Annotated in this window: 24 protein-coding genes, 3 tRNA genes and 1 pseudogene; 18 read left to right on the top strand and 10 right to left on the bottom strand. The window is 60.8% G+C overall.

Features of this window, described 5'->3' with window-relative positions:
• Nucleotides 1–109: 109 nt before the first annotated feature.
• The gene (gene ndk / locus AC0KW6_RS03215; RefSeq protein WP_019298521.1) at nt 110–532 is read left to right on the top strand and encodes a nucleoside-diphosphate kinase; all 423 of its coding nucleotides are present in this window, start codon (nt 110–112) and stop codon (nt 530–532) included.
• A gap of 56 nt (nt 533–588) precedes the next feature.
• On the opposite strand, the gene AC0KW6_RS03210 is transcribed toward ndk, so the two are convergent.
• The 3 genes from AC0KW6_RS03210 to AC0KW6_RS03200 all read right to left on the bottom strand — a co-directional run bounded on the left by AC0KW6_RS03210 (nt 589) and on the right by AC0KW6_RS03200 (nt 1,630).
• On the bottom strand, nt 589–1,008 hold the full coding sequence (locus AC0KW6_RS03210; RefSeq protein ID WP_474034055.1) for a DUF4112 domain-containing protein: 420 nt from the start codon (nt 1,006–1,008) through the stop codon (nt 589–591).
• A 52-nt stretch (nt 1,009–1,060) separates the two neighbouring features.
• On the bottom strand, nt 1,061–1,231 hold the full coding sequence (locus AC0KW6_RS03205) for a YqaE/Pmp3 family membrane protein (protein WP_129371167.1): 171 nt from the start codon (nt 1,229–1,231) through the stop codon (nt 1,061–1,063).
• A 69-nt stretch (nt 1,232–1,300) separates the two neighbouring features.
• Nucleotides 1,301–1,630 (bottom strand): TfoX/Sxy family protein, encoded by a 330-nt coding sequence (locus AC0KW6_RS03200; RefSeq protein WP_323779426.1) that lies wholly within the window; start codon nt 1,628–1,630, stop codon nt 1,301–1,303.
• 161 nt (nt 1,631–1,791) lie between these two features.
• On the opposite strand from AC0KW6_RS03200, the gene AC0KW6_RS03195 reads away from it, so the two are divergent.
• From AC0KW6_RS03195 to AC0KW6_RS03185, 3 genes are all read left to right on the top strand, one after another.
• Nucleotides 1,792–3,021, top strand: coding sequence for a cytochrome P450 (locus AC0KW6_RS03195; RefSeq protein WP_474034054.1), 1,230 nt, complete (start codon nt 1,792–1,794; stop codon nt 3,019–3,021).
• A 385-nt stretch (nt 3,022–3,406) separates the two neighbouring features.
• Entirely contained in the window at nt 3,407–3,679 is a 273-nt protein-coding gene (locus AC0KW6_RS03190; RefSeq protein ID WP_474034053.1) for a hypothetical protein, read from the top strand.
• 933 nt (nt 3,680–4,612) lie between these two features.
• Nucleotides 4,613–4,687: transfer RNA gene (locus AC0KW6_RS03185), tRNA-Asn, on the top strand.
• A 200-nt stretch (nt 4,688–4,887) separates the two neighbouring features.
• Here the strand turns inward: AC0KW6_RS03185 and AC0KW6_RS03180 are convergent.
• The gene (locus tag AC0KW6_RS03180) at nt 4,888–5,844 is read right to left on the bottom strand and encodes an alpha/beta hydrolase (RefSeq protein WP_323779420.1); all 957 of its coding nucleotides are present in this window, start codon (nt 5,842–5,844) and stop codon (nt 4,888–4,890) included.
• Nucleotides 5,834–6,496 carry a GntR family transcriptional regulator gene (locus tag AC0KW6_RS03175; protein WP_323779418.1) on the bottom strand — a complete coding sequence of 221 codons (663 nt, stop codon included), beginning with the start codon at nt 6,494–6,496 and terminating at the stop codon, nt 5,834–5,836. Before AC0KW6_RS03175 ends, AC0KW6_RS03180 begins: the two co-directional genes overlap by 11 nt.
• A gap of 162 nt (nt 6,497–6,658) precedes the next feature.
• Here AC0KW6_RS03175 and AC0KW6_RS03170 point away from each other — a divergent pair, with 162 nt between their 5' ends.
• Genes AC0KW6_RS03170 through AC0KW6_RS03140 form a run of 7 tightly spaced genes read left to right on the top strand, consistent with a single transcriptional unit; the run spans nt 6,659 to nt 14,483 of the window.
• Nucleotides 6,659–7,528 carry an alpha/beta hydrolase gene (locus tag AC0KW6_RS03170; protein ID WP_474034050.1) on the top strand — a complete coding sequence of 290 codons (870 nt, stop codon included), beginning with the start codon at nt 6,659–6,661 and terminating at the stop codon, nt 7,526–7,528.
• Nucleotides 7,528–8,640 carry a C45 family peptidase gene (locus tag AC0KW6_RS03165; RefSeq protein ID WP_323779413.1) on the top strand — a complete coding sequence of 371 codons (1,113 nt, stop codon included), beginning with the start codon at nt 7,528–7,530 and terminating at the stop codon, nt 8,638–8,640. The genes AC0KW6_RS03170 and AC0KW6_RS03165 overlap by 1 nt, the downstream gene beginning before the upstream one ends.
• Before the next feature lie 42 nt (nt 8,641–8,682).
• Complete coding sequence (locus tag AC0KW6_RS03160; RefSeq protein WP_474034048.1) at nt 8,683–10,239, top strand: ABC transporter substrate-binding protein; 1,557 nt, start codon at nt 8,683–8,685, stop codon at nt 10,237–10,239.
• A 22-nt stretch (nt 10,240–10,261) separates the two neighbouring features.
• Nucleotides 10,262–11,209: an ABC transporter permease gene (locus AC0KW6_RS03155; protein ID WP_323779409.1), complete on the top strand. Its 948-nt coding sequence runs from the start codon at nt 10,262–10,264 to the stop codon at nt 11,207–11,209.
• Entirely contained in the window at nt 11,206–12,048 is an 843-nt protein-coding gene (locus tag AC0KW6_RS03150; protein ID WP_323779407.1) for an ABC transporter permease, read from the top strand. The genes AC0KW6_RS03155 and AC0KW6_RS03150 overlap by 4 nt, the downstream gene beginning before the upstream one ends.
• 1 nt (nt 12,049) lies before the next feature.
• Nucleotides 12,050–13,813: an ABC transporter ATP-binding protein gene (locus tag AC0KW6_RS03145; RefSeq protein ID WP_474034047.1), complete on the top strand. Its 1,764-nt coding sequence runs from the start codon at nt 12,050–12,052 to the stop codon at nt 13,811–13,813.
• Between the two features lie 13 nt (nt 13,814–13,826).
• Nucleotides 13,827–14,483, top strand: coding sequence for an FMN-binding negative transcriptional regulator (locus AC0KW6_RS03140; protein WP_474034045.1), 657 nt, complete (start codon nt 13,827–13,829; stop codon nt 14,481–14,483).
• 288 nt (nt 14,484–14,771) lie between these two features.
• On the opposite strand, the gene AC0KW6_RS03135 is transcribed toward AC0KW6_RS03140, so the two are convergent.
• The gene (locus AC0KW6_RS03135) at nt 14,772–15,698 is read right to left on the bottom strand and encodes a LysR substrate-binding domain-containing protein (protein ID WP_474034043.1); all 927 of its coding nucleotides are present in this window, start codon (nt 15,696–15,698) and stop codon (nt 14,772–14,774) included.
• Nucleotides 15,699–15,793: 95 nt separating this feature from the next.
• Between AC0KW6_RS03135 and AC0KW6_RS03130 the strand changes: the two genes are divergently transcribed.
• From AC0KW6_RS03130 to AC0KW6_RS03120, 3 genes are all read left to right on the top strand, one after another.
• On the top strand, nt 15,794–16,942 hold the full coding sequence (locus tag AC0KW6_RS03130; RefSeq protein ID WP_474034042.1) for a DSD1 family PLP-dependent enzyme: 1,149 nt from the start codon (nt 15,794–15,796) through the stop codon (nt 16,940–16,942).
• 22 nt (nt 16,943–16,964) lie between these two features.
• Nucleotides 16,965–17,342 (top strand): RidA family protein, encoded by a 378-nt coding sequence (locus AC0KW6_RS03125; protein ID WP_474034041.1) that lies wholly within the window; start codon nt 16,965–16,967, stop codon nt 17,340–17,342.
• 135 nt (nt 17,343–17,477) lie between these two features.
• Entirely contained in the window at nt 17,478–18,701 is a 1,224-nt protein-coding gene (locus AC0KW6_RS03120; RefSeq protein ID WP_323779398.1) for a dicarboxylate/amino acid:cation symporter, read from the top strand.
• 312 nt (nt 18,702–19,013) lie between these two features.
• Here AC0KW6_RS03120 and AC0KW6_RS03115 read toward each other — a convergent pair.
• Both AC0KW6_RS03115 and AC0KW6_RS03110 read right to left on the bottom strand, forming a co-directional pair.
• Nucleotides 19,014–19,088 (bottom strand) — tRNA-Asn (locus AC0KW6_RS03115).
• A 69-nt stretch (nt 19,089–19,157) separates the two neighbouring features.
• On the bottom strand, nt 19,158–20,075 hold the full coding sequence (locus AC0KW6_RS03110) for an MBL fold metallo-hydrolase (protein ID WP_323783752.1): 918 nt from the start codon (nt 20,073–20,075) through the stop codon (nt 19,158–19,160).
• Nucleotides 20,076–20,158: 83 nt separating this feature from the next.
• Between AC0KW6_RS03110 and AC0KW6_RS03105 the strand changes: the two genes are divergently transcribed.
• Together AC0KW6_RS03105 and AC0KW6_RS03100 are read left to right on the top strand one after the other, a co-directional pair.
• On the top strand, nt 20,159–21,478 hold the full coding sequence (locus AC0KW6_RS03105; RefSeq protein WP_323783754.1) for an ATP-binding protein: 1,320 nt from the start codon (nt 20,159–20,161) through the stop codon (nt 21,476–21,478).
• Between the two features lie 895 nt (nt 21,479–22,373).
• Nucleotides 22,374–23,609: a hypothetical protein gene (locus AC0KW6_RS03100; protein WP_474034040.1), complete on the top strand. Its 1,236-nt coding sequence runs from the start codon at nt 22,374–22,376 to the stop codon at nt 23,607–23,609.
• 130 nt (nt 23,610–23,739) lie between these two features.
• Here AC0KW6_RS03100 and AC0KW6_RS03095 read toward each other — a convergent pair.
• Nucleotides 23,740–24,266: pseudogene (locus AC0KW6_RS03095) on the bottom strand (transposase family protein); the annotation flags it as partial.
• Nucleotides 24,267–24,516: 250 nt separating this feature from the next.
• Here AC0KW6_RS03095 and AC0KW6_RS03090 point away from each other — a divergent pair.
• Nucleotides 24,517–24,765, top strand: coding sequence for a hypothetical protein (locus AC0KW6_RS03090; protein WP_474034039.1), 249 nt, complete (start codon nt 24,517–24,519; stop codon nt 24,763–24,765).
• Nucleotides 24,766–25,145: 380 nt separating this feature from the next.
• Here the strand turns inward: AC0KW6_RS03090 and AC0KW6_RS03085 are convergent.
• A tRNA-Ile gene (locus AC0KW6_RS03085) sits at nt 25,146–25,221 on the bottom strand.
• Nucleotides 25,222–25,229: 8 nt separating this feature from the next.
• Between AC0KW6_RS03085 and AC0KW6_RS03080 the strand changes: the two genes are divergently transcribed.
• Entirely contained in the window at nt 25,230–25,385 is a 156-nt protein-coding gene (locus AC0KW6_RS03080) for a hypothetical protein (RefSeq protein WP_323783607.1), read from the top strand.
• The last annotated feature ends 52 nt before the right edge of the window (nt 25,386–25,437 follow it).

Below are 25,437 nucleotides of genomic sequence, written 5' to 3'. Positions count from 1 at the left end.
CAACGCTGCGCAATCCCCTCTTTATCCTGTCACAGAGCCATGCTATCGGAGCGGCAATTCGTAACGGGCCGGGCATGATGTCCGGCTTTTCAGCACAGGAGTCTGCCCCATGGCACTGGAACGCACTTTTTCGATCATCAAACCCGACGCAACCCGCCGCAACCTGACCGGCGCAATCAACGCCAAATTCGAAGAAGCCGGCCTGCGTGTCGTGGCGCAAAAGCGCATTCACCTGACCAAAGCCCAGGCAGGCGAGTTCTACAAAGTGCACGCCGAGCGCCCCTTCTACGATGAGCTGTGCGAATTCATGGCCTCCGCTCCGATCGTCGCGCAGGTTCTGGAAGGTGAAAACGCCATCGCCAAAAACCGCGAAGTGATGGGCGCCACCAACCCGGCAGACGCCGCGGCCGGCACCATCCGCGCCGAATTCGCTGAATCGGTAGGCGAAAACTCCGTTCACGGCTCCGACGCACCGGAAACCGCCGCGGTTGAGATCGCCTACTTCTTCTCCGGCCTCGAGCTGGTCGGCTAAGCCGCAGGCTTACCGGATGGTTTAAAGGCCGCGCCGGGCAACCGGCGCGGTCTTTTTTATGACTGAGACCGAGTGGGCCGCTCACTGTTCCTGCGATGCGGATGCACAGCAGTGGCCTGCCGCAGTGCGGTCCGTTTGGAAACGCCGCGCCGAGCAGGACGTTTCGCCATCGGCTCATCCTGCGCGGCTGTGTGTTCCAGGTGGCGGCGCAGCAGGGCAACATTGCGGACGTTAGCCTTCCAGCCAATGTCGAACAGGTCGCCGATCAACGGGATCGCTCCCACAAGCGCATCAATGCCGATATTGGCGGCCATACGCGCCAGCGTTGCTTTTGAAGCGCCCATGCGGTGGCCTGAAAGCAGGATGTAGGCGGCTGGCAGCAGCGCCATGATGTCGCCCGCGCCGGGGACAAGGCCCAGAATACTGTCCCAGCCAATCCGCGTGCCGATCAGCGGAATACGGAACGCGCTGTCCATCCGGTGGGCCAGGCCTTCCAGCGATCGCAGCTGGTCTTGTTGTTGTGCAGCCTCAGGCATGTTCAGGCGTCTTTGCGATAATCCAGACTGCGTGCACGATGCCCGGGATATAGCCGAGGATGGTCAGCAGGATGTTCAGCCAGAAATGCTTGCCCAGGCCTACCTGCAGAAACACGCCAAGCGGCGGCAGGATGACTGCAAAAATGATGCGGATCAGGTCCATCGAGGATCTCCTTTGGTTGGTGTTCCCTTGATGACCTAACCCTCGGATCTCCCATTCGGTTCCGCCCTGCTATTTGCGCGGGACAACCCCGATCATGTCCAGGGCTGCTTCGAAGGCTGCCTTCTGCGTATCAAAGCTGCTGGCCTTGATCTCGTCAAAACGCTGGCGAAGCTCTTCTTTCTCCTTGCCCTTGCAATCGTTCCACGGCCTTCCCTGCAGCGCCATCACCAGCACGTAGTAGCCGATGAAATGCGGCCGGGTGCCGGTTTGCAGCAGCCTGGCATAGGCTGCGTCAGCGCCGATGGCATGCAGATCCTCGGCCGAGGAGATACCGGCGCGGTGGCAGGCTTCCTCGTAAGCGGGGCCAAGATTGCGGATGGAAGAGATAGGAGTGTTCATGTTTTGTTTCTAACTGGTCCGAGCGGTGTTGTCACGCGGCAATCCGGCATCTTTGACACTGGCGCGGCGCCGTCCTGACGCCGGGTTTTTCCCCGAAGTTGGATTGACAGTCGCATTTGCTGCGGAAATCCTGACTGGCACGGCCAGCGGGAGGGTGTCAGGTGAGTGGCGGACAGCACGGATTTGTGAATATCGAGGAGTTTGACCTGGCAAACCCGCCAGAGGGTTTTCTGGAGGATCCCTTTCCCTTTTATGATGCTTTGCTGCGCGGGGCGCCGGTTCTGCCGCAGCCGGATGGATCACTGCTGGTCTGCCGCCATGCCGATCTGGACAGGATCTACCGGGACACCACGCTGTTTTCCTCGGACAAGAAGAAGGTTTTTGCGCCAAAATTCGGCGCAGGTTCACCGCTATTCGAGCATCACACCACTTCCCTGGTGTTTTCAGACCCGCCGCTGCACACGCGGGTGCGCAGGATCATGACCTCGGCGCTGACGCCGCGGGCGCTTGCCAGGATGGAGCCGGGGCTGGTTGAGACGGTTGATCACTTGCTGGACAGAATGGAAGGGGCGGCCAAGGTGGATCTGATCGAGGATTTTGCGGCCTCCATTCCGATCCAGATTATCGGCAATCTGCTGGACGTGCCGATGGCGGAGCGGGCGCCGCTGCGCGATTGGTCACTGGCGATCCTGGGCGCACTGGAGCCTGCATTGAAGGCTGATCAGCTGGCGGCCGGGCACCGGGCGGTGGAAGCATTCAAGGCTTATCTGCAAGATCTGATCGACCGGCGGCGGGCCAGCCCGGGGAATATCGAAACCGACGTTCTGACGCGGCTGATCAACGGCGAGGGGGCGGATGGCACTCTCAGCGAGGTTGAGCTGATACAGAATTGCATCTTTATACTGAATGCAGGCCACGAGACGACCACCAATCTGATCGGTAATGGATTGGCGCTGCTGAATGATCATCCGGACCAAAAACAGCGGCTGCTGGAGCAGCCGGACCTGATCAAACCCGCTGTCGAGGAAGTTCTGCGGTTCCGTTCGCCCAATCAGCTGGGCAACCGGGAAACCACGGCGGAGGTGGAAATCGGCGGCATGAAAGTCCCTGCGGGGACCAACTTGCATCTGCTGATCGGCGCGGCGAACCGGGATCCGGAGGTGTTTGACAAGCCTGGCGACTTTGATGCCGGGCGGACGCCGAACCGGCATTTGGCGTTTGCCGGCGGGCCGCATGTCTGTGTCGGGCTGACGCTGGCGCGGCTGGAGGGGAGGATCGCCATTGAACGCCTGCTGCACCGTTTCCCGGGCTACCGGCTGCTGACCGGCCGGGTGCCGGGCGGGCGTATCCGCTTCCGCGGCTATGCGGCTCTGCCGGCGGAAATGGGGTGACACGGGTGCTGTCAGGCTGGCGGCTGTCAGAACAGCCCTGCCTCCTGTTCGGTGCGGGCGGGGACGGAGTGTGAACATCTGCTGCAGCTGTGCCTCGACTGAAGTTCGATCGATCCGACGGTGCCCCGCGGGCGTCCGGCAAGCCAGCGTTGAAGGGGTGGCACTGCAGGGCCCTGTACGAAAGGTCCAGAACCTATCCGCAGGTGCCGGTGCAAGGGCGGTGTGGATATGCCATGCTTTGCCCGGTCGTTGTTGAGATGGCATCAACATAGGTAGTGCTGGAATGCGTAGGTTGATTTCGCGATCGAGGATCTGCGCGCGCTGGAACCGGTCACCTTGGAGACGGAAACCATCTGGACCACGGGGGCCGCAGCAATTCACCGGCGTGCCGCTGGCCGTTCCGGCCGGGCAGATGGATGTCAGCAGCGGCCGCCGTATGGCGCATGCGGTGTATGATTACGTGGTGGAGATCGCTGTTGCGGATGCGGTCGAAGGAGGGGCGATTGTCGCCTTTGAACGAAATGGGGCCGAAATGTCCCTGCGCGGCATGGTGCTGCTATGGGTTGTGTACCCCTATGGCAGCAACCCGGCTTTCCGTACTGAAGTCGTCTATTCGCGCAGCATCTGGCAGCTGGACAGGATCGTAATTCAGCCGTGAGTGCCCGGCAGGAAGCAGGCAGATGGTGCAGGCCAAGGGCGGAACGATTGCGTGCGAGAGCAAGCTGGGCGAAGGCAGCCTGTTCACTAACATACTGGCGATGCCGGCAGCCAAAAGGCCGCAACGCGGGACAGATCCCGCCGGAACGGCACCTGCCGGCTGCTGATTGCCGAGGACAACGGCATCAACCGAGAACTCTTGGCCACGATGCTGCGCCGGGAGGGGCATCAGGTGACAGCGGTTCCAGGCAGTTGAAGGCGGGCGGTTCGGTCTGATCCTGATGGACATCAGCATGCCGCGGCTGAGGGCCGCGCCCCCATCCTGAACGCGGGTTCTGCCGAAGTTCTGGTCAAACTGGCCAACAAGGCTGGGCTGGACGATTTAATTGCCCGCCGGACTGGCGGCAGGGGCACGATGCTGCCCGGAACGGAGGCGGATGTAGAGCACCTAGGGAAGGCTTGCGTGCAGGCGGCGACGCGGTGGCCTTGGAGCGCGCCAAACAGCGAGCAGGCGTTGCATTGGTGCCAAAAATTCTGGCAGAGGCAAAGCATCCCGCCCTTCACGGTGTCGTTGTTGGTTAACCTGGGCTGCCGCCGGCGTGTTCACATTTTGCAACCGTGTCATGCTCTGGTGCGCAGCAATCCTGCACAGCGGAGACGAAACCGCCGCTGCGGGCCTTTTTGGGAGGAACTGACGCCGAAAGTTTCACCTGAGGAAGCGCGGTAGCCGTACCGTACCAACCGTTCTGCACATGCAACCGGCGCGAACAATTGGCGGCCCGTCCGGCGGCTGTTTGGAGGCTGGCAAGCCCTGGGGTCCCTGCGATTTTCTCCGGTAAAAACGGCACCTTGAACGGTGAGCGAAAAAAGTTCCTCAAAACCGTAGATTTCCTCTGGACGTCCTTTGGAGTTATTTCTATACCCCATCTTGTGTTCCGGCGTAGCTCAGCGGTAGAGCAGTTGACTGTTAATCAATTGGTCGTAGGTTCGATCCCTACCGCCGGAGCCAGCTTCATTTAAGAGGTTGGAAGTAAACGACAAAGCGCTCCATCCCGGGGCGCTTTTGCCGTTCTGGGCACATTCTCTGTCACATCCGGTTTAGCGGGACCCTCGCGGGAGCCGGAGCATGGAGAGGAGCGGCAGGAGGGGATCGCAGTGGCGCTTGCTCGGATTAATGTGGCCCTTGAGTTGTTCCGGTCTTTACAGTGCCTACTGCGAGGCAAACTGAGAGGAGATATCCTCCACGATCCGAAAGAAGTGCCGCAACGCCCGGGGCGAAACACTGCCATGGCACATGAAACTATGGAGCATGCCAGGCAGGCATTCAGCGTGGGCACGGACGCCTTGTTCGGTGAGGCGGAGGGCGAAATTCATTCCCATGTCCCGGAGCGGGTCGCATTCCGCGGTGTAGACCCGGGTCGGAGGCAGCTCTGCCAGGCCGGGATGTGTGAGCAGAGCGTTTTCCGGCAAGCTGCCCTCGGAGGGCGTGTTCAGGTAAGTTTCGCAGAACCACCGCATCTCCGCCATGTCGAGGTTCATGCCGCTGGAATAGGTTTCGAGCGAGCCGCCTGGCGCATGGCTGCCGGTGAAGGGGCGCATGTCTGTGACCGGGTAGATCAGGGTAAGGCCGCAAAATGCGATCCTGCCCTGCGAGCGGGCATGCAGCGCCGCATTCACTGCCAAGTTGCCGCCAGCGCTTTCACCCATCAGCACCATACGGGCTGGGTCGATGTCCAATTCCGGGATCTTCTCTGCCAGCCAATCCATTGCGCCCTGTGCATCCTCAAGCGCGGCGGGGAAGCGGTGTTCGGGCGCCAGGCGGTATTCTACAAAGACCACCGCTGCACCCAGAAGATGCGCCAAGGCCCGCGAATGCACGTCATAAGCGGCGGCGTCACCCAGAACGAACCCGCCGCCATGGAAATAGACCAGCGCAGGCAGGGGGCCGTTCAAACCTGCAGGGCGGTAGAAGTGGATGCCGAAGCCGCATCCGCTGCCGGCAGGGAAATGGGTGACAGCGGCGGGGTGGCGGAAGGGGTAGCCGTTGGCCAGGAACATCTCCCGCATGGCGGCGCGGGCGTCCTCAATGGCTATGTCCTGAAGCGGCGGGCCGCCAGCGGTTCGGGAGCGGTCCAGCATCCGGCGCAAATCGGGATCAAGCGTCATGTTGTGTCTTCCCTTGTGGTGCTTTGCCCGCGATATGGGCGGTAATGCGCTTGCGAAGAAGATCGAGATCGCGCCGTTCTATTGCATCGACGATATCGAAATGATCCTGCGTGGCGCGCTGTAGCTGGGCCACGGTCTGCCATTGGCCCACCGGCGCCGCTGGCCCCTGCTGGCGAAGGTCCAAAATCAGCTCACGCAGCACCTCGTTACGGCAGAAACCGTAAAGTACGGCATGAAAGGCGTAATTCGCCTCGATCTGGGAGAACGACGTGCCGTTGTAAGCTGCCTCGCGGAAGGCCTCGGCCAACTGGCGCATGCGGGCCACATCCTCCGGTGCTGCCAGTTCCAGCACATCCGCGGCAGCATGGGCTTCAAGGAGGGCGCGGACTTCGCCGATTTCCCGTTCGCGCACCGGATTGGGGTCCGGCACCCGGTATCCGCGGTTGTGGATATGTTCCACCAGCCGCTTGGAGTGCAAATAGGTCAGAGCGTCGCGCACTTTGACCCTCGTGCAGCTGTAACGCCGCTCCAGATCGATCTGCTTCAGCCATTCGCCTCTTCGCAACACCCCGGTGTTGATGTCGGCCATGATGCGCTGCGAGATTTCGTCCGGGCCGGGCTTGGCGCCCGCGTTGTCTTGTTTTTCTAGCATATTCTCCCATGAGCCTCATGCTTCGTTGTGATGCACAATAGTCAGGAAGTATGGGCAGATCAATATCGTTATCAAAATTGGCGCCAATTTAAAAAAATATTTTGACTCCAAAAATTCAGCTGGCTAACGTCCGATCAACAAGAGTTCAGGAGACCCCAAAAAATGCTGCCACGATTGCAAGACAGCCCGCAGGAGCGGGCGCGCGCGCTGTATCTGACCGGAGAGACCACGATCATCGCCTGCCGCCAGGACCCGCGGTTCTCATTCATGCTCTACATTCCGGAAAGCGCCTGGAGGGAGCCGGAGCGCGCGCTGGACCTGCTGGTTTCGGTGCATGGCACCATGCGCCTGCAGTCGCTTTACCGCGATTCCTTCTCGGGTTTCGGCCGCTTCAATAATTGCGTGATCCTGGCGCCGCTGTTCCCGGTGGGGGTGCGCGGCGACATGGAGGCGGGCGGCTACAAATACATGGTGGAACACGAGATCCGCTATGATGAGGTGCTGCTGGCCATGGTCGCGCAGGCGGGGGAGCTGATCAACCGGAGCTTCGAAAAGTTCATGCTGTTCGGCTTTTCCGGCGGCGGTCACTTTACCCACCGGTTCCTGTACCTGCACCCGGACCGGCTGAAGGCAGTCTCGATTGGCGCGCCGGGATCGGTGACGCTGCTGGACGAGACCATGGACTGGTGGCCGGGAATCCGGAACTTCCAGGACATTTTTGGCCGCGGCATTGATTTTGAGGCGCTGAAACAGGTCAAGGTTCATATGTCCGTCGGCGCGCTCGACACCGAGGAATGGGAGATCACCTTCCCCGAGGATTCGCCCAAATACATTCCCGGCGCCAATAGCGCCGGCCGGAACCGCAATGACAGGCTGCATGCGCTCCGCGAGAGCATGCAAGCGCGCAGCATCGATGTCTGGCACGACACCGCCCCCGGCGTGCCGCATGACATGTGCGGCGTGTTTCCCTATGTGGAGCGCTTCTTCACCCATGTGCTGAAAGGCCGGCTGCCGGCACCGGGGGCGCGCTGATGGTTGCGGCTCCCAAACTGGTAGAGATCGAAGGCCCGGCCTATGAGCGCGGCCTTTCCTACGGGCGCCAGGCGGATGTGCAGCTGCGCCACGGGCTTGGCGTCTACCGCGACCTGTTCTGCCAGCACGGGCTGGGCTGGGACAGCGTGCTCGCCTATGCCGCGCGGCTGCGCGAGGCGCTGGCGCCGCAGGTGCCGGAGGCAATGGACGAACTGCGCGGCATCGCCGCAGGTGCCGGGGTGCAGCTCGAGGAGGTTCTGGTCATCAACGGGCGGAGCGAGATCATCAACCTTCACGCGCAGCGTCCCAGGGACACCGGCTCGCTCGACGATGGCTGCACCGCGGCGGTGGTGCTGCCGCAACTGAGCGTGAGCGGCCGCCTCCTGCACGTGCAGAACTGGGACTGGCTGCCTGACTGCGCTGAAAGTACCGTGGTTCTGCGGATCCGGTCGGAGCGGCACCCGGACATCCTGACCTATGTGGAGGCCGGGGGGCTGGCTCGGGCCGGTTTCAACGATCAGGGCGTGGCGATCACCGGCAATAACCTGGTCAGCGCCCAGGACGGGAAGGCGCCCTTCGGCGTGCCGTTGTCGGTGATCCGGCGCAGGGTGCTGGAAGCCGGCGGCTATTCCCAGGCGCTGACCGAGCTGTACCGGCTGCCGCGGACTGTCTCCAACAACATGACAATCAGCTGTGCGCAAAGCGGCGATTGTTTGAATTTCGAAACCACCCCGGCGGAGATCTACTGGCAGGCGCCGGAGGGCGCCTGCCTCACCCATTCCAACCATTTCGTCTCCACTCAGGCGCGCGCCCGCGAGCGCGACCTCGGGATCGCGCGCGGCGCCGACACGCTGTTCCGCGACCGCCGCTTGCGGCGGCTGATCGAGGCGGCCGGGCAAAAGCACGATCTCGGCAGCCTTGCGGATGTGCTCGACGATCGGTTTGGCGCCCCCCGCGGCATCATCCGCACCCCGCAGGGCAACGAGGGCGAGACAAACGCCTATCTCTCGGCAACGGTGGCGATGATCCTGATGGACGCGAGAGCGGGGGAGATGCGCGTGCGCCAGCTGCCCTACGCCAACGGCGATACTCATAGCTACCGCCTGCACTGACGGGCGGAGAAAAACCAAGAAGAACCAACAGGGAGAATTGAGATGACACAAACAAGTAGAGTTCTTGCACCCGCCGTCCTCGCAGCCGTTCTCGGCCTGGGGAGCGTGCTGCCCGCCCTGGCAGACGGCATGGTCCGGTTGGCTTTGAATGCCGACATCCGCGGCACCAATCCCGGCGTCACCCGCGACGGTAATACCGACCAGGTGCATGGGCATATTATCGAGGGGCTGGTGACCTATGGCAGCGATTTCAGCATCATTCCGATGCTGGCCGAGGGCTATGAAATTTCCGACGACGGCCGAACCTATACCTTCAACCTGCGCAAAGGCGTGAAGTTCCACAATGGCGCGGAGATGACGGCGAAGGATGTCGAATGGTCCTGGAACCGGCTCGCGGGCGAGGAGTCCGAATCCCATTGCAAGAATTTTTTCAACGGCCAGAACAATATCGAAGTGACCTCCGCCAAGTCCACGGATGAACACACATTCGTTATTACGCTGGCCGAACCCTATGCGGTGTTCCTCGCCACCATGGCGCGGTTCGACTGCGGTTCGATGGCGGTGCTGCATCCGGATTCGGTCAATGCCGATGGAAGCTGGAACGCGCCGATCGGCACCGGCCCTTATATGATGGGTGATCACGCCCCGGGCCGTTATGTGGAACTGAACCGGTTCGCGGACTACACAAGCCGTGAAGGTGCCGCCAATGGCTACGGTGGCGGAAAACATGCCACCGTCGATACCCTGCGCTGGGAAGTCGTCGGCGAGGGTGCGGTTTCCAAGACGGCCCTGCAGGCAGGTGACCTTGACCTCGTCGACATCGATGCGATGACCGCGGCCGAACTGAAGGACAAGCCCGGCTTCAAGGTTGATGCCACCGAATCCGCGGTTTGGGACACTTACCTGCTGAATTCGAGCGATCCGTTGTTGTCGGACGTGCAGGTTCGCCGCGCCATCGCCCATGCTATCGACCCGCAGCGCATCATGGCGGCAATCACCGAAGGATTTGGCAACGCCTCGCCATCGCCAGTTCCGCCAATGTCGGTAAGTTACACCGGTGTACAAGCGCAATATCCGGAATATAACGTTGCAAAGGCCAAGGAATTGCTGGCGGAGGCAGGCTATAACGGAGAGGAGATCACTATCCTCGCCACCCGCCGCAACGGTGCCTACTACGAGCGGGCGCTGATGGCGCAGGCGATGATGATGGACGCCGGGATGAATGCCAAGCTCAAAGTGGTCGAGTGGGGTTCCCAGCTCGAAGCCTATCGCAATGGCAGCGGTTACCAAATGCAAAGCTTCACATTCTCTCCGCGCCTGCATGCCGGGCTGAGCTTTGAGATGTTCACGGGTGGCGCGCAGCGCAAAGCTTGGAAGTCACCGCCTGCGGTCGATCTGGTCAACGAGGCCTTGCGCGTGAGCGATCCGGCGGAGCTGCAGGCGATCATCGACAAGCTGCATCAGGGCTTCATGGAAGAGGTTCCGGCCATCGGGCTTGGCCACCGCACCCTGTTTACCGGCATGTCGGACAAGGTCGAAGGCTTCGAGAACTGGGGCGCGGGCTTGTTGCGCGGCTGGATGCTGAAGGTGAACGGCTGAACGGCCGCGAGAGGAGACTACCATGCTCATCTTCGTGCTGAAACGCCTGCTGATGTCGGTCCCGACCTTCGCCATCGTGGCGGTGATCATCTTCACGCTGGTGCGGGCGCTGCCCGGCGATCCAGCGCTGATGATGCTCGGCGGTAATATCGATGACGAGGCGACACTGGCCCAGATGCGGGCGCAGCTTGGCCTCGACCAGCCGGTGCCGCTGCAGTTCCTGTCCTGGCTGAGGGAGGTGTTCTCGGGCAATCTCGGCACCTCGATCCTGACCGGGCAGGAGGTCTCGGCCCTGCTGCTCCAGCGCTTCAGCGTGACTGCAACGGTTGTCCTCCTCGCCATGGCGGCGGCCCTGCTGGTGTCGGTGCCGGCCGGGCTGCTGGCCGCCCACCGCCACAACAGCCGCACCGATTACGCGATCGTGCTGCTGACCATTCTGAAACTGTCGATGCCGAGCTTCTGGGTCGGGTTGATGCTGCTGGTGCTGTTCGGCGCACTCCTGGGCTGGCTGCCGACCGTCGGATTTGTTTCGCTGAGCGACGATCTGGGCCGCGGCATGATGTATCTGATCCTGCCGGTGACCTCGCTCGCGCTCTCCGAGATCGCGGTGCTGACCCGGATGATGCGGGCAGGCAGCCTCGAGGTGATGGGCAAGGATTACATCACCCATGCCCGCGCCAAGGGCCTGCCCGAGCGTCAGGTGCTGTGGCGCCACGTCTTCCCGAACGCCTTTGCGCCGGCGCTGACGATGGTCGGCATCATGCTGGCGGGGCTCTTGGCCGGTGCCGCGGTGACCGAAACCGTGTTCACCCTGCCCGGGCTGGGCAAGCTGCTGGTGGATTCGATCTATGCCCGCGACTACCCGGTGCTTCAGGGCGCGCTGCTGTTCATCGCCGCAGTCTATGTGCTGACCAACCTCGCCATCGACATTGCCTATTCCTTCTTCGATCCGAAAGTACGCCTGACATGATTTTTGCCAAACGCCTGCTCGGCAAGGCCAACGGGCTGACCGGAGCGCTGCTCATCGGGCTCGTCTTCTGCACGGCGCTGCTTGGCAGCGTCTACACGCCGCATGATCCGCTGAAATCGGATCTTCTGAACCGCTTTGCTGCCGCCTCGCCGGCGCATCCCCTGGGCACCGACATGTTCGGGCGGGACATCCTGTCCCGGCTGATGCGCGGTGCCTGGGTTTCGGTTTCGATCGGGCTCGGCACGCTGGTGATCCCGGTGCTGCTTGGCACCTTTCTCGGCGCGGCGGCTGGTTTCCTACGCGGCTGGTTCGACCGTCTCCTGATCATGGTGCTGGACGCGCTGATGGCCTTTCCAGGGCTGCTGATTGCGCTCGGGCTGATGGCGGTGATCGGGCCGAACAGATACGGCGTGATCCTTGCCCTCTCGGTCGCCTACCTGCCCGCGGTCACTCGCGTGGTGCGCGGCGCGGTTCTGTCGGTGAGCCAGTCAGAATACGTCGAGGCCTCCGCGACCATGGGCAACTCGCGCCTTTATACGCTGATCGTGCATGTGCTGCCGAATTGCATGGCGCCGCTGATCGTGCTGACCACGATGATGTTCGGTTGGGTGCTGCTGGCCGAAAGCGCGCTCAGCTTCCTGGGCCTTGGCGTGCCGCCACCGGAACCCAGCTGGGGCAACATCCTGGCCGAGGCCAAGGCGCATCTGGTGCGCTATCCGGTTCTGGGGCTCTTGCCCGGACTCTGCATTTCCATTGCGCTTTTGGGGGTGAACCTCCTGGGCGACGCGCTGCGCGATGAGCTCGATCCGAAATCCGCGCCTTCAAAGGAGGTGATCTGACATGGGAAACGGCACTGGCACCGGCCCTGTCCTCAGCATTGAGGACCTCGAAATCTGCTTCGGCTCAGCGCCGGTGGTCAAGAGCGTGAACCTCTCGGTGGCACCGGGGGAGATTCTTGCGCTGGTGGGCGAAAGCGGCAGCGGCAAAAGCATGATAGGCCGCGCTATCCTGGGGCTGCTGCCCGGCGGCGGCCGGGTCAGCCGCGGGCGCGTTGCCTTTCGCGGCCATGAAATGACCGGCGCCCTGCCACCGCGGGAGCTGCGGCGCCTGCGCGGCAAGGAGATTGGGCTGGTCTTCCAAGAGCCGCTTTCTTCGCTTAACCCGAATATGCGCATTGGCGAGCAGATGTGCGAAGCGATGCGGGAGCATACGGATCTGAACCCGGCACAGATTCGTGACAGGGCGCTTGAGATGCTGCGGCAGGTCAGACTCGACGATGCCGAGCGGCTGTTGAACCGCTACCCGCATGAATTCTCAGGCGGCATGCGCCAGCGCATCATGATTGCTTCGGTGATGATGCTGAAGCCTGCACTGCTGATCGCGGATGAGCCGACCACGGCGCTGGACGCTGTGGTACAGAAGGAAGTTCTGGACATCATGGCCGAGGTCGCGCGCGCCAATGGCACCGCGATCATCCTGATCTCGCACGACTTGGCTGTGGTAGCCGCCTATGCCGCCCGGATCGCGGTTATGGACAAAGGGTGTCTGGTGGAAGCCGGGAGCGCAGCTGCCGTGCTCTGCCGCCCCCAGCATCCCTACACGCGGAAGCTGCTGGCAGCGGCGCAACTGGGCGCGCCGGAACCGGTTAAAGGGGCGGCGGGCGCCCCGCTGCTGAGCCTGGAGGGGCTGCAGGTGGAGTTCGCTGAAAGGCGTTTCTTCGGCCTGTTGGGCGAACGCAGAACCCAAGCGGTGCAGGATGTCTCACTGACTGTGCAACCGGGCGAGTTCGTCGGCCTGGCCGGCGAAAGCGGCAGTGGTAAGAGCACCATCGGCCGCGCCATTGGCAAGCTGGTCACTAAAGCCGCTGGCCGGATCGTCTTTGACGGCCACGACCTTGGCAGTTGCTCGGCGGCAGAGGAGAGAAGGTTGCGCCAGCGCATTCGCTTCGTGTTTCAGGACCCGTTCTCTTCACTGAACCCGCGCATGCGGATCGGCCGCATCGTCGCAGAGGGGCTGCGCCACGATCGCAGCCTGTCCGCAGACGAGCGGCGCGCGCGGGCGGAAGACATGCTGGAGGCAGTCGGCCTGCCCCGAGCCATGGCGGGGCGTTTTCCCCATGCGCTGTCGGGCGGCCAGCGCCAGCGCGTGGCCATCGCCCGCGCCCTGATCAGCCGGCCCGACCTGATCATTGCGGACGAGCCCGTGTCGGCGCTGGATGTTACGGTCCAGGCGCAGATTCTGGCACTGCTGAAGTCGCTGCAGCGCGAGTACGGCTTTGCCTGCCTGTTCATCAGCCACGATCTGCATATCGTCGAACAGCTTTGTGCCCGGCTCTATGTGCTGCACAAGGGGCGGATCATGGAGCAGGGTGAGACCGGCACACTGTTCGCGGCGCCGCGGCACCCTTATACGCGGCGGCTGATGTCGGCCTCGCCGCGGCTTGAGGCGGGCCCTGGCGGACTGCAGCTGGCGCAGGTTGGGCCGGCGGATGCCGCGCAGGACGGTGAATCGGCATTTTTTGACGCAACGGGCGGCAGCGAAGCGCCTTACCGCTTGGCCGAGGCTGCGCCGGGCCATTTCGTTGCTTTGCGCGGTGCAGCTTGAAAAGAGGTTTTCCATGAGCCAAGTCCAAAAGCGGCCGTATGTGCCGCGACCCTATGCTGCAAGCGAAGACGAGGCGCGCCTGATGATCCGCGCCTATCCGTTTGCCACTGTGATCACTCGCGGGCAGGACACGCCGGAGGCCACCCAAACGCCGCTGTTCTTCGAGACGGAAGACCCCGGTTGCCGTACCCTGATCGGCCATATCGCCCGCGCCAACCCGCAGGCTGCAGAGCTGATGGCCCCGGGGCCGGTGCTGGCGGTCTTCAACGGCCCCTCCGCCTATGTTTCGCCCGCCTGGTACGCCGAGGATGAGGATGTGCCCACCTGGATTTACCGGTCGGTCCATCTGCGGGGGGAGATAGAGCCGGTTGAGGGCCCCGGCATGCGCACTCTGATGGAGCGTATCATCGCCTCGTCGGAACACCGTATTGGCGGCGCTTGGCGGCTGTCTCGGATCCCGGAACCTGATATTGCCCGGATGATGCCCAGGATCATCGGATTTCGCATCCACCTATCTGCCTTGAAGGGAATATCGAAGCTGGAGCAGACCCGGTCGCAGACAAACCGCTCCGGCGTTGCAGCGGCGTTGGAAGCTGGTGAGGAAATTGGAAAAGACCTATTGATTGATCTTTTGCGACGTCCGCGCAGCCCGGTAAGCAAGGGTCATTGAAGAGACGAATTTGGGGAGCGGCCTTGACCCAAGTCAGAGAAAATCACGGAGCACCCTGAGCGTCTCTATAATTGCTCAGCCGCCGGCCGAGGCGGATGTGTGACACAGAACTCTGGTCACTTTGGCCTTGACGCGGACCAATACGGCTTACGCCTTCCAATTTATCACCAGTCGGCGTGTAAAGCTCTTCAATGGCATCGGGACGCAAAGCAGTCGTCATAGCTATAGCATTTACCGGGAGATGCAGGGCGCGTGACCTGGTTCCCGCTGGTCCCTCGCTCATCCGGTTTAGAAATGCCATTCACTGTCTAATGCGGCAACTTGCTGGACAAGGTGCTGGAGGAAAACCTGTGTGCGCGCCACACGTAGGGTGCGCGAACTGACAAGGGCAATGATATCTGCATTTGGCAGTCGGTAGTCGTTCAAGACCCTCGTCAAACGGCCAGATCGCAACTCAGGCGCCACGTCCCATTGCGATCGCTCAACAATTCCCAGACCCGTTTTCGTCCATTCCATCACAACTTCGCCATCGTTGCTTGCGAAAGAGGGAACAATCCGCTGTGTTATCATTTCCTTGCGGTCCTTCGCGTCCGCAGTCCTGAAAGTCCAGAGCGTCGCATCTTCTTCGTTCTCCCGGATTACGCCACAGGCATGATGGACCAATTCGTGAGGATGGCGGGGATGCCCGTGTTTTACCAGATAGTCGGGGGCTGCGCACAGGATACGCTGATTGGCGGCAAGTCGTCTTTGAATGGTAGATGAATCCCGCAAGTTTCCGATATTAACCAGCACGTCCCAAGTCTCTTTCTGCGCGGTAATGATTGGTGCCTCCGACAGTTTGAGGGACAAAGTGATTTCGGGATGCATCTGCTTGAACGACGCCATGATCCCCGCCATGTACCGTCGCCCAAACCCTAGCGGAGCAATCACGCGCAAGGGGCCGGTCACACGATCACGCCGATCTGAAATCTCTGCGTTCAAGCGGTCCAGGTCCGCCAGAATCGCCTGCGCCCTTTCCAGCAGCATTTCTCCCTCAGAAGTGAGGCAAATTGTTCCGCGAACCCGGTCGATGAGCCTCGCAGATAACTTCGCCTCAAGCTGTTTCAGGCGCTGAGTGACCGCAGGCGGCGAGACGTTCAAACTACGCGCGGCGGATGCGAGCGAAGTTGAGCACGCAACTTCGGCAAAGAACAGGAGATCTTGCGAGGTAATCATTAACTTCAGACTTAATTTTGGATTTATATTTTGTAAATATAAAAATTCACCTTCCCCACGTATAGTCCTTCCCAATCATATGGCGGAGGTACACTGTGAGAGAGGAAACTAACTCGGTCGAGACGTTGGATACGCCTTGCCTGTTGTTGGAGGAGGCGCGTCTAACGCGAAATATCCAACGACTGCGTGACAAAGCAAACACATTGGGCGTCGAACTGCGGCCGCATTTAAAGACGGGAAAATCGGTAGAGATTACCCGGCGGATTTTGGATGGCGCGGCTTCCAAGGCAACGGTTTCAACCTTGCGCGAGGCCGAAGTTTTTGCGGCTGCCGGTGTAAGAGACATCCTGTATGCGGTCGGAATTGCGCCACAAAAACTGGACCGAGTGTTGGCAATCCGGCAACGCGGCTGCGATTTGTCAATTCTGCTCGACTCCATGGAGCAGGCCGAAGCCGTGGCGGCGAAATGCGCCGCGACAGGACAGAGCATCCCGGTCTTCATCGAGATTGACAGCGACGGTCATAGGAGCGGATTGCCGGTCTCAAGCGCGGAACTTTTGAAAATCGCTGGTCTCCTTGTCAAAAGCGGTGCGGATCTGCGCGGTGTGCTGACCCATGCGGGTGAAAGCTACGGTGTCATTGGGGCCGATGCGCACGCCGAATATGCGGAACGCGAACGGAATGCCACGGTCACCGCCGCCGCGATGCTTCGCCAAGCCGGGCATGATTGCCCGGTTGTCAGCGTTGGCTCGACGCCGACCGCACATGCGGCGCGGGATCTGACTGGCGTTACGGAATTGCGCGCAGGCGTCTACACCTTTTTCGATCTGGTCATGGCCGGCATCGGTGTCTGCAACGTCGATGACATTGCTCTGTCTGTTCTGACAACCGTGATCGGCCACCAGCGCCAAAAAGGCTGGATCCTTGTTGATGTCGGCTGGATGGCCTTGTCTCGCGATCGGGGGACCGCGGCACAATCTGTCGATCAGGGGTATGGGATTGTCTGCGACGCGGATGGTCAGCCGATGCCTGAGCTGTTTTTGGCGGCGGTCAATCAGGAGCACGGTATCATCGCATTGCGGCCCGATTTCACCTCTTCACTTCCGTCTCTGTCAGTTGGAACCCGCCTGCGCATTCTGCCAAATCACGCCTGTGCCACTGCCGCCCAGCACGAAGGCTATCACTTGCTGTCCCCAGATCCGATGCTGAACGGTCAATTCTGGCCGCGGATCTCGGGTTGGTAAATCATCAAACAATGGGGAAACCATGGAATTTATTGAAACAAACAAGGCAGCAAATCCTTTAGGCCATTACTCGCAAGCGGCCTGTCAATCCGGCTTCTGTTTCGTCTCGGGGATCCTGCCTGTGGCCAGGGAAGATCCGATGATCCGCAGCCTGTCGTTTGAGGAGCAATCAGACCTCGTGCTCGCTCATGCGGGCGCAATTCTGGAGGCTGCAGGGTTGACGGCGCAGCATGTGGTATCTGCACGTGTTTATGTCACAAATGTCGAACACTGGGATCTGTTCAACACAAAATACGCCGTCTTTATGGGCAGTCACAAACCAGCCCGCGCTGTCGTGCCAGTTCCCGAACTCCATCACGGCTTTGACGTTGAGCTGGAGCTGATCGCGCACATGACGTGACAAAATACTTATCACAAAAACCAATGCACTATCAGCCGGGGCAAAGGACGCGATTGCCCCGCCGCTGCAAAGATTATGGGAGGAAACGATATGGAAACCACAGTACGGAAATGGCCTCGCGGATGGCGTGGCCTAATGATCTGGCAAAAGATCTTGCTGGCACTCTTCGTCGGAACAGGGCTTGGCATCATTTTAAATCTCACCGGAAATCAAGCGATTGCCGGAAGTATCAAACTGATTGGCACAGCCTTTGTTTCCGCCATCAAGATGATAATTGTCCCGCTGATTTTTGTTTCTCTAGTTTGTGGGATGACCGCGATGACGGACCTGTCCAGGATGGGGCGGATCGGGATCAAAACGGTTGCCTTCTATCTCGGCACGACCGCTTTTGCGATCATAATCGGGTTGTTGTTTGGAACGCTGCTGCAGCCAGGTGCAGGACTTAACCTAACCGCTGCAGTGACCGAGGCCGTGCCCACCGGCCAATCCTTCGGCGAAACGGTGCTCGGAATCATCCCTGTGAACCCGGTCGCAGCGGCGGCAAACGGAAACGTCCTGCAGATCATCTTTTTCGCCATTGCGTTCGGCTTGGCGACTAATCTTGCCGGTGATCGTGGGACGCCTGTGCGCGATCTGTTCGAGGCGTTGAATTCGGTCGTAATTTCGCTGGCCGAACTTGTTATCTCAGCAGCGCCCTATGGTGTGTTTGCACTGATGGCGTGGGTCGCCGGCACCTATGGGATGGATGTTTTGCTTCCTATGTCCAAAGTCATTTTCGCGGTTTATATTGGATGTATCCTGCATGCGGTTTTGGTTTACGGTTCGCTCGTAGCCATTATTGCCCGGCTGAACCCCATTCGGTTTTTTCAAGGTATTCTCGAACCGCAAATGGTCGCTTTTACCAGTACTTCGAGTTCCGGCACTTTGCCAGTAACGATGGCGGCCAATTCGAAAAACCTTGGCGTCGACAACAAGATTGCAAGTTTTACTTTGCCACTCGGGGCCACCATCAATATGGACGGCACAGCCCTCTATCAAGGTGTGACGGCGCTGTTTGTTGCACAGGCCTACGGTGTTGATCTTACGATGGGAAACCATATCACGATTGTCTTGACCGCGACGTTGGCTTCTATTGGCACTGCGGGTGTGCCGGGCGGCGGATTGATCATGTTATCGCTGGTTCTGACCTCTGTGGGTCTGCCGTTGGAAGGTATCGCAATCATCGCAGGCATCGACCGCATCCTTGATATGGCGCGAACAACCCTGAACGTGACGGGCGACTGCGCCTGTACCGTGTTGATCGCGAAATCGGAAGACGAACTGAATCTTGACACATACAATACGCCACATGCTCTCTGACAACATGCTGTTTTTATCCAGGATAGTTACGTAGCCATGTCCTGGGTGCAACTTCCCCCTTGCGGAATTTGTCAAAGGGAGGGGCATCGCAGATTGCGTCTTCATCCGGCGACAACCGCAGTTCAAGCCGATTGCTGGTAATTTTTTAAGGTGAACGTCCTTCAATGCGGTCACATCGGCCTTACCCCCAGCGGTTTGAGTTGCGCAAGCTCCTGTCGACTGGCTGTGAATTGTGGCCGCTTAGGTTTGTTCCCCCAGCGTGCCCCAAAAGAAAAGGCCTAGAAGCGAAAGCTCCTAAGCCCTTGAAATATTTGGCTCCGGCGGTAGGGATCGAACCTACGACCAATTGATTAACAGTCAACTGCTCTACCGCTGAGCTACGCCGGAACGGTCTGTGCCGTATAGCGCCCTCCGGATCAGGCGTCCAGAGGGCAAGAAGGACTTTCTTGAAAAAAATCAGCCGCTGCGCCGGCCAAAAACGGCGGAGGCGGAAAGGGGGCCTTGCGGTGCGGCCAATTTGCGGCCCGTGAGGTCAACAAGGTGAGCGAAAACATTGCGCTCGGCAGCTTTCAGCAAGGCCGGCGGGGTCTCGGTGTAGATCTTCCGGGCCAAAGCGGAAGCGCTGGCGGGCGCCTCTGAAAGCGCGTCCAGAATTGCGGCCTCGCGGGAGCCGCGGTGGGCGATCAGCCAGTCGAGCCGGCCGGCGGGATCGTGGACCGGGGCACCATGGCCGGGGTGGAACACACGCCAATTGCGCTGGCGCAGGCGGCGGCAGGAGGCCATGAAATCCGTCAGGTCGCCATCCGGCGGCGAGACCAGCGAACTGGCCCAGCCCATCACATGATCTGCGGTGAAACAGGCGCCGCCCCAAGCCAGTGCAATGTGATTGCCGAGGTGGCCGGGTGTATGGATGACCTCAAGGTCCCAGCCGTCACCGCGGATGATCTCGCCGTTCCCGACCGTGATGTCAGGTAAAAATCCGGCGTCGATGCCTTCGCCGCCTCCGGCCAGCCCGCGGGCGGCCAGCTGGCACATCACGGCGCTGCGCCCGGCTGCAGGCCCGCCAAAGGCAAAGACCGGCGCACCGGTTGCCTGGCCAAGCATCCGGGCCAGCGGGGAATGGTCCAAATGGCTGTGGGTCACGATAATATGGGTGATCTGCTGACCCGGCTGCACGGCGGCCAGAATCGCCGCAAGGTGCAGCTCGGACTCTGGCCCTGGATCAATGACCGCCAGCCCGCCGGTCCCGATCACATAGGTATTGGTGCCGCGATAGGTCATTGGCGAAGGATTCGGCGCCAGAATGCGGCGCAGGCCCGGCTCCAGCTCTTCGGCCAAGCCGGCCGGCGGGTTAAAATCATCTGATGCCTGCATACTTTTGCTCCGCTGCTGTTTTCCCGGCCAGTGCGCGCCCGGATTGGCTTTTCTCTTTTCCAAGCGCCCTATAGGCTTAGCCCATGTTCTTCAAATGGCTCAAACGATATATGCCGCGCAGTCTATATGCCCGTGCGGCTTTGATCCTGGTGGTACCCATCGTGGCGCTGCAAATTGTAGTGTCGGTGGTGTTCATCAAACGCGATCTGGAAGATGTCACCGTACAGATGACGGCCACCATCCAGCGCGAGTTCGAGCTGCTGCGCCAGGTGGCGGACGCGGCAACGGACCAGCAGGCTGCATTGGTTCAGATCGGGCCGCTGCTGAAGCCGTTGAACATGCAGGCGCGGTTTCTGCCTCCGGGTGCGCCGCTGCCGGAGGATCAGTTCAGCCTGATCGAGTTTTCCGGCCGGGTGGTGCGCGAAGAACTGCAAAAGACGTTCCCGGGGTTTCTGGCGGCGCGGTTTCCTGCGGACCGCACGGTACAGGTCTATTTCGGTTCCGCGCACGGGCTGATGGAGCTCAGCTTTGACCGTCGCCGGGTAACTGCCGCCGCACCGCACCAGCTGATTGTCACAATGCTGTTGTTCGGCTTCCTGATGATGCTGATTTCCTTTCTTTACATGCGCAACCAGCTGCGCCCGATCAAGCGGCTGGCCAATGCTGCCGAAGCTTTCGGGCGCGGCCGGGCGGTGCCGTATTCGCCGGCCGGCGCATTGGAGGTGCGGGCGGCCGGCAGCGCCTTTCTGGATATGCGGGCCCGGCTTGAGCGGCAGATCGAGCAGCGCACGCTGATGCTGTCAGGGGTAAGCCATGATCTGCGCACCCCGCTGACGCGGATGAAGCTGGAGCTGGCAATGCTGGACGAGGAGGATGCAGCACCGATGCTGCGCGATGTGGATGAAATGCAGGGGCTGCTGGATGCGTTCCTGGATTTCTCCCGGGGGGCGGCGGTAAGCGAACCTGAACCGGTGGATCCGCAAGACCTTGTCCGCACCATCATCAGCGATTGGCAGCGCCAGGATAAACAGGTGGCTCTGGGAGAGATGTCCGGCACGGGGGAGGTGATGCTGCGCCGCCAGCCGGTGCGAAGGGCGGTGGAGAATTTGATCTCAAACGCCGTGCGCTATGGCTCCCAGGCGCGGGTTTCTGTGGCTTTGACTGATCGCTCCATGCGCATCCGGGTCGAGGATGACGGTCCTGGCATACCAGCCGGGCAGCGCGGCGATGCCATCCGCCCGTTCACCCGGCTGGATCCGGCCCGTAATCAGGACCGCGGGTCTGGTGTTGGCCTGGGCCTGGCGATTGTTGCCGACATCGCCCGTGCTCACGGCGGTACCTTGCGGCTGGGCGAAAGCACGGATCTGGGCGGGCTGAAAGCCGACATCGTGATCGCGCGTTGACTGCTATGCCGCACACGCTGACCCGCGGGGCAGGCGCCTGTGCGCCACCAGGTGTTGCGCGGCGGCGGCCGGCATCCAGTTTTTGCATTCCTTGCGGTCAGCGGCAGCACCGGATCACTGGCTTGACTGCCACGCAGGCTGAACCCGGCCGGAAGCTTTGTGCATTCCTTGGCGGAATCTTCCGGGCGGCAAATCAGCCATGCGAAAAAGGGTAACAGAGGCTTTCCAAACTGGCAGTTTAGCGATGATTTCGGGAGGCCAGCGGTAGTCGGGAAGTTATGAAAAATCAAAGGCTTGTGCTGGCTGACCGCGATCCTTCGCCCATTGAATTCATTGAGGAATATCTAGGGTGGGTGAACCGCCAGAACTGAAACGGGGCCTATCCATGCGCGCTGGACGGCAAAACTGTCGCGCTCGGAAAGGCCGAAACAGCATGGATCGGCTTTGCAGCCTGCGATCGTTTCGGCCGCGTTACTGGTTCTGAAATAACGCCGCGCGGCAGCCCTAGCGGCACTTCTACCCTTTCCGCCCTCGCCCTTGCGGCGATGAGGGTGGCACGAGATCAGGGACTTGACGAGGCCAAAGGCCTTCATGGGGTCCGTTGTGTAATAACGGACCCCCTTTTGCAGCAGCAGTCAGCCGCAGGCTCTGCCGCAAAAGATGCGAATGCCTAAGAACGCCTTGCGGAGCAAGGGTTTATTGGGCATTCGCGTCCGAACAAGAAAGAAGAAAACCACACTCACGAAGACCCTCAAACAGAAGATGGCCCCCCCCCCTTGGGCGGCGGAAATGCGGCAAAAGGGGGGGGCAAAATCCGATGACGCCGCGCCCACCGATGCCCCCAAAGGGTGGGGCATCTGGGCGCAAGTCTCGGGCGAAGCAAACGACCGGGCGCATGGTGGCGATCCCGGCGCGGTTCTTCCTCGACTACCTAAGCGTCACGATGACGAACGAGATCGACGGCAGCGGCGAGAATTCCGGCTTGACCGAGGCCCTTAGAGATCAGAAGGGCTATAACAAGCTTGCGCGTGGTCCGGTACTTCGCCCGGAGCGCGAAGCGGCGGAAGCGCATGAGGGCAAGGCCCTCGATTCGCTGTTGCGGTTCGTGGTCGCGGCAGGGCTGCATAAACGCGCAGAAGGCGAGGGGCGGCAGGGCTACAAGATTGGCTTTCAGTTCGGCGCCCACCCGACGCAGGGCAAGGCCTTTGTCACCGTCAGGGGCGGGCACAGCCGGAACATGCCGAGCCTGGAAATCAGCGGCGGCAATGGCGAGTGCGCCCGGGTCGCGCCGCTGGTGCGCAAACACCTCGGCCCTCAGCTCGTCAGCCGGGCGGACGCGAGCATTGATACTGACCAGCCGGGCTTGTTCGAGCGGTTGCAGAACTACATGAATGCGCGCAGCCCCTCCCTGGAGGTGCATCACCCAGAGGTCGAGGGCGACGATCAAGGAGGAAAGACGCTGTACTGGCTGCGTTACCTCGGCCTCAAGCGTAATGGCCGCAAGCGGTATTGCAAGCGCGGAGTCTGGCTCCGAGTCTACCAAAAAGATAAGGAGCGGTTGGCCCGTGGCGTGATCGCGCCGGAGGATATGAACCCGAATTTGTTTCGGATCGAATTCGTGATCGTTCATGATGAGCGCGCGGGCAAGAGGAAGCTGGCACTGGTGGTCCCGCAAGAGAGGATCGCAGATCATCGTAGCTCGTGTGAACTGGTCCAGTGGCTCGCATGTGAGTGCGAAGGGTTGACCGAGGAGGAGGCCGTACTGGGACTGACGAAGGTGCCCACGCCTGCTGACGACAAGACGGCGGAGGAGCGCGCGATTACGGGCACCGGGCAATACAAGAATCCTTCTGTAGATGCCGCCATTGAGCGCTTTGTGGACCGCGATTCCGGGGGTAACTGGTCGGCGGCGGAGGTTGCACCGCGCGTCGTGCGCAAGGAGGTCGCGCGGCTAGTGATGTGCGAACTTGCATTCACAGGCGCGGTTGAAAAACGGATCCTCTGGCATGGCCTCGACAAGATCCGCACCCCTGAAGAGGCTGAGTTTCGTGACCGGCACCGGGTGGCCCTGCAGAAGTGCCGCGATATTGCTGATGAGGCGCGGGCGCAGCGCGCGGCGGCGCAGGCATGAACATGGCGGCATTGCAAAGCGGATTCGCCCTGGCGCCGCGCCAGCATGGGAAGGCGGCGGCAGTGCGCGCATCCTGTCGGCACATGTACCGGAGCGGCGCATGGGTCTGCCGCGTCAACGGATGGCGTTAACGCTCGCAGATTCCGTTGGTCTGGGGGCTGTTCGCCTTGGTTCTGGTGTGATCCACGTCCTCGACGGCCAGATAGAGCTGATAGGCGTGGTTTTCGACCTTACCGCAATATTCGGTGCCGCGGTCCGTCAGGGTGCGCAGCAGGCTGACGCCATGTTCGGCAAAGAAGGGAATAACCCGGTCGTTCAGCAGGTCGGCCGCAGTGATCGCGGATTTTTCGGTGTAGAGCTTGCAGGCCGCCACCCGCGCGTAGGTGTCGATGAAGGTCTGCTGGTAGATGCGTCCCACGCCCTTCATCGTGCCCACGTAATAGGTGTCCTGACTGCCGAGGTAACCAGGATGATGGCTTTCGATCACGCCATACGCCTCCTTCTTCTGCTGGGCTTTCTCCAGCGCGGCCATCTGCGCCTCGGTGAGCAGGATGCCGTCCTGGGCGGCACGGGCCTCCAAGGCTTTCAGCCGCTTCTTCATGGTCTCCAGGTCGTGCGCAGCCAGATCGAACGGACGCCGGACGATGACACTATGATGGCAGAAGTGTGAAAGTCACCTTGATTGAGCATGTGTTAGGATTCATCTTGGCCGGCTCTGAGACTCAGCTTCGTTGTGCCGAGATCGGTGCGGATCTCTATTTGGCCTTCCCCGATTGTGGGTCGGGACCGGGTGTGTAACTTGACGTGGAAATAGCAGAATACAGTTCGCCGAGCCCTCCCAAGAGATGCGCCGTGTATATTTCGAGGTGGAAAATGCTGGAACAATGAAGATCTCAAGGAGGTGTTTTTGAGCTTTGTCAGCCCTATTTTTATAGACTTCGAAGCTTCCTCCTTGAGTGCAGCTTCGTGGCCTATCGAGGTTGGTCTCGCATGGCTTGACGGAAAAAGAGCCGTCGCGGAGAGCTGCCTCATTCGTCCGCGGATCGAATGGTTCGAGGACGACTGGGACCCAAATAGCGAAGCCGTTCACAGCATCCCGCGCTCTGATCTCGACAACGCCGAGAGTGCTGATGAAGTTACCGCGTGGTTGCTGTAGACAGTCGCGGGCCAGACATTGGTTTCAGATGCGCCAGAATTTGATCAGAGGTGGCTCGGCCGCCTCTTGGGAGAGATTGGCCCGAAGATCCACGACTTCGACAGTGTTGTTTGGGATGCTTTTTCTGACGAGGGAAACGTTCGATCTGGGCGCCTGCATCGAGTGTATGATATCCGGACTAAGCGGCAGACGACCCACCGCGCCGGTGCGGATGCAGCAGATTCACGCTCCGCTTGCCAGTGCGTATTAGAAGTCAAATGAGGCGACTGGACAGGTGGAACAACCAATGACCGAAGCCGCGAAATAGGTGAGATCTCTGAAGCCTCAGGTTCAATGAACCCACGAGGAAACCGCAGCTGAGCCTTAAGTCTTTGACTTTATGGTAGGCCTGGAGGGATTCGAACCCCCAACCAAAGCGTTATGAGCGCTCTGCTCTAACCGTTGAGCTACAGGCCCGCCATGGTTTGGTGGTTAGGAAATGGCGCGGGCAAGGTCAAGCGGTGATTGCAGGCCGCACCGGTGAAATTGCCGTGCGGGCCGACCCAGACGCGCTGCGCCGGGTGCTGCGCCAGGCGGTCGGCTATGCCCATCAGGCGGCCCCTTGGCAGTTGGGCCATTGAGGCCGGTTCAGAAGCTGTTAAATCCCCCCGGCGTGCAGTCTGTGATGGCGCG

Source organism: Leisingera sp. SA215, assembly GCF_055902035.1.
The sequence above is the reverse complement of the archived record's forward strand: the minus strand, read 5'-3'. Positions and strand labels throughout refer to the sequence as shown.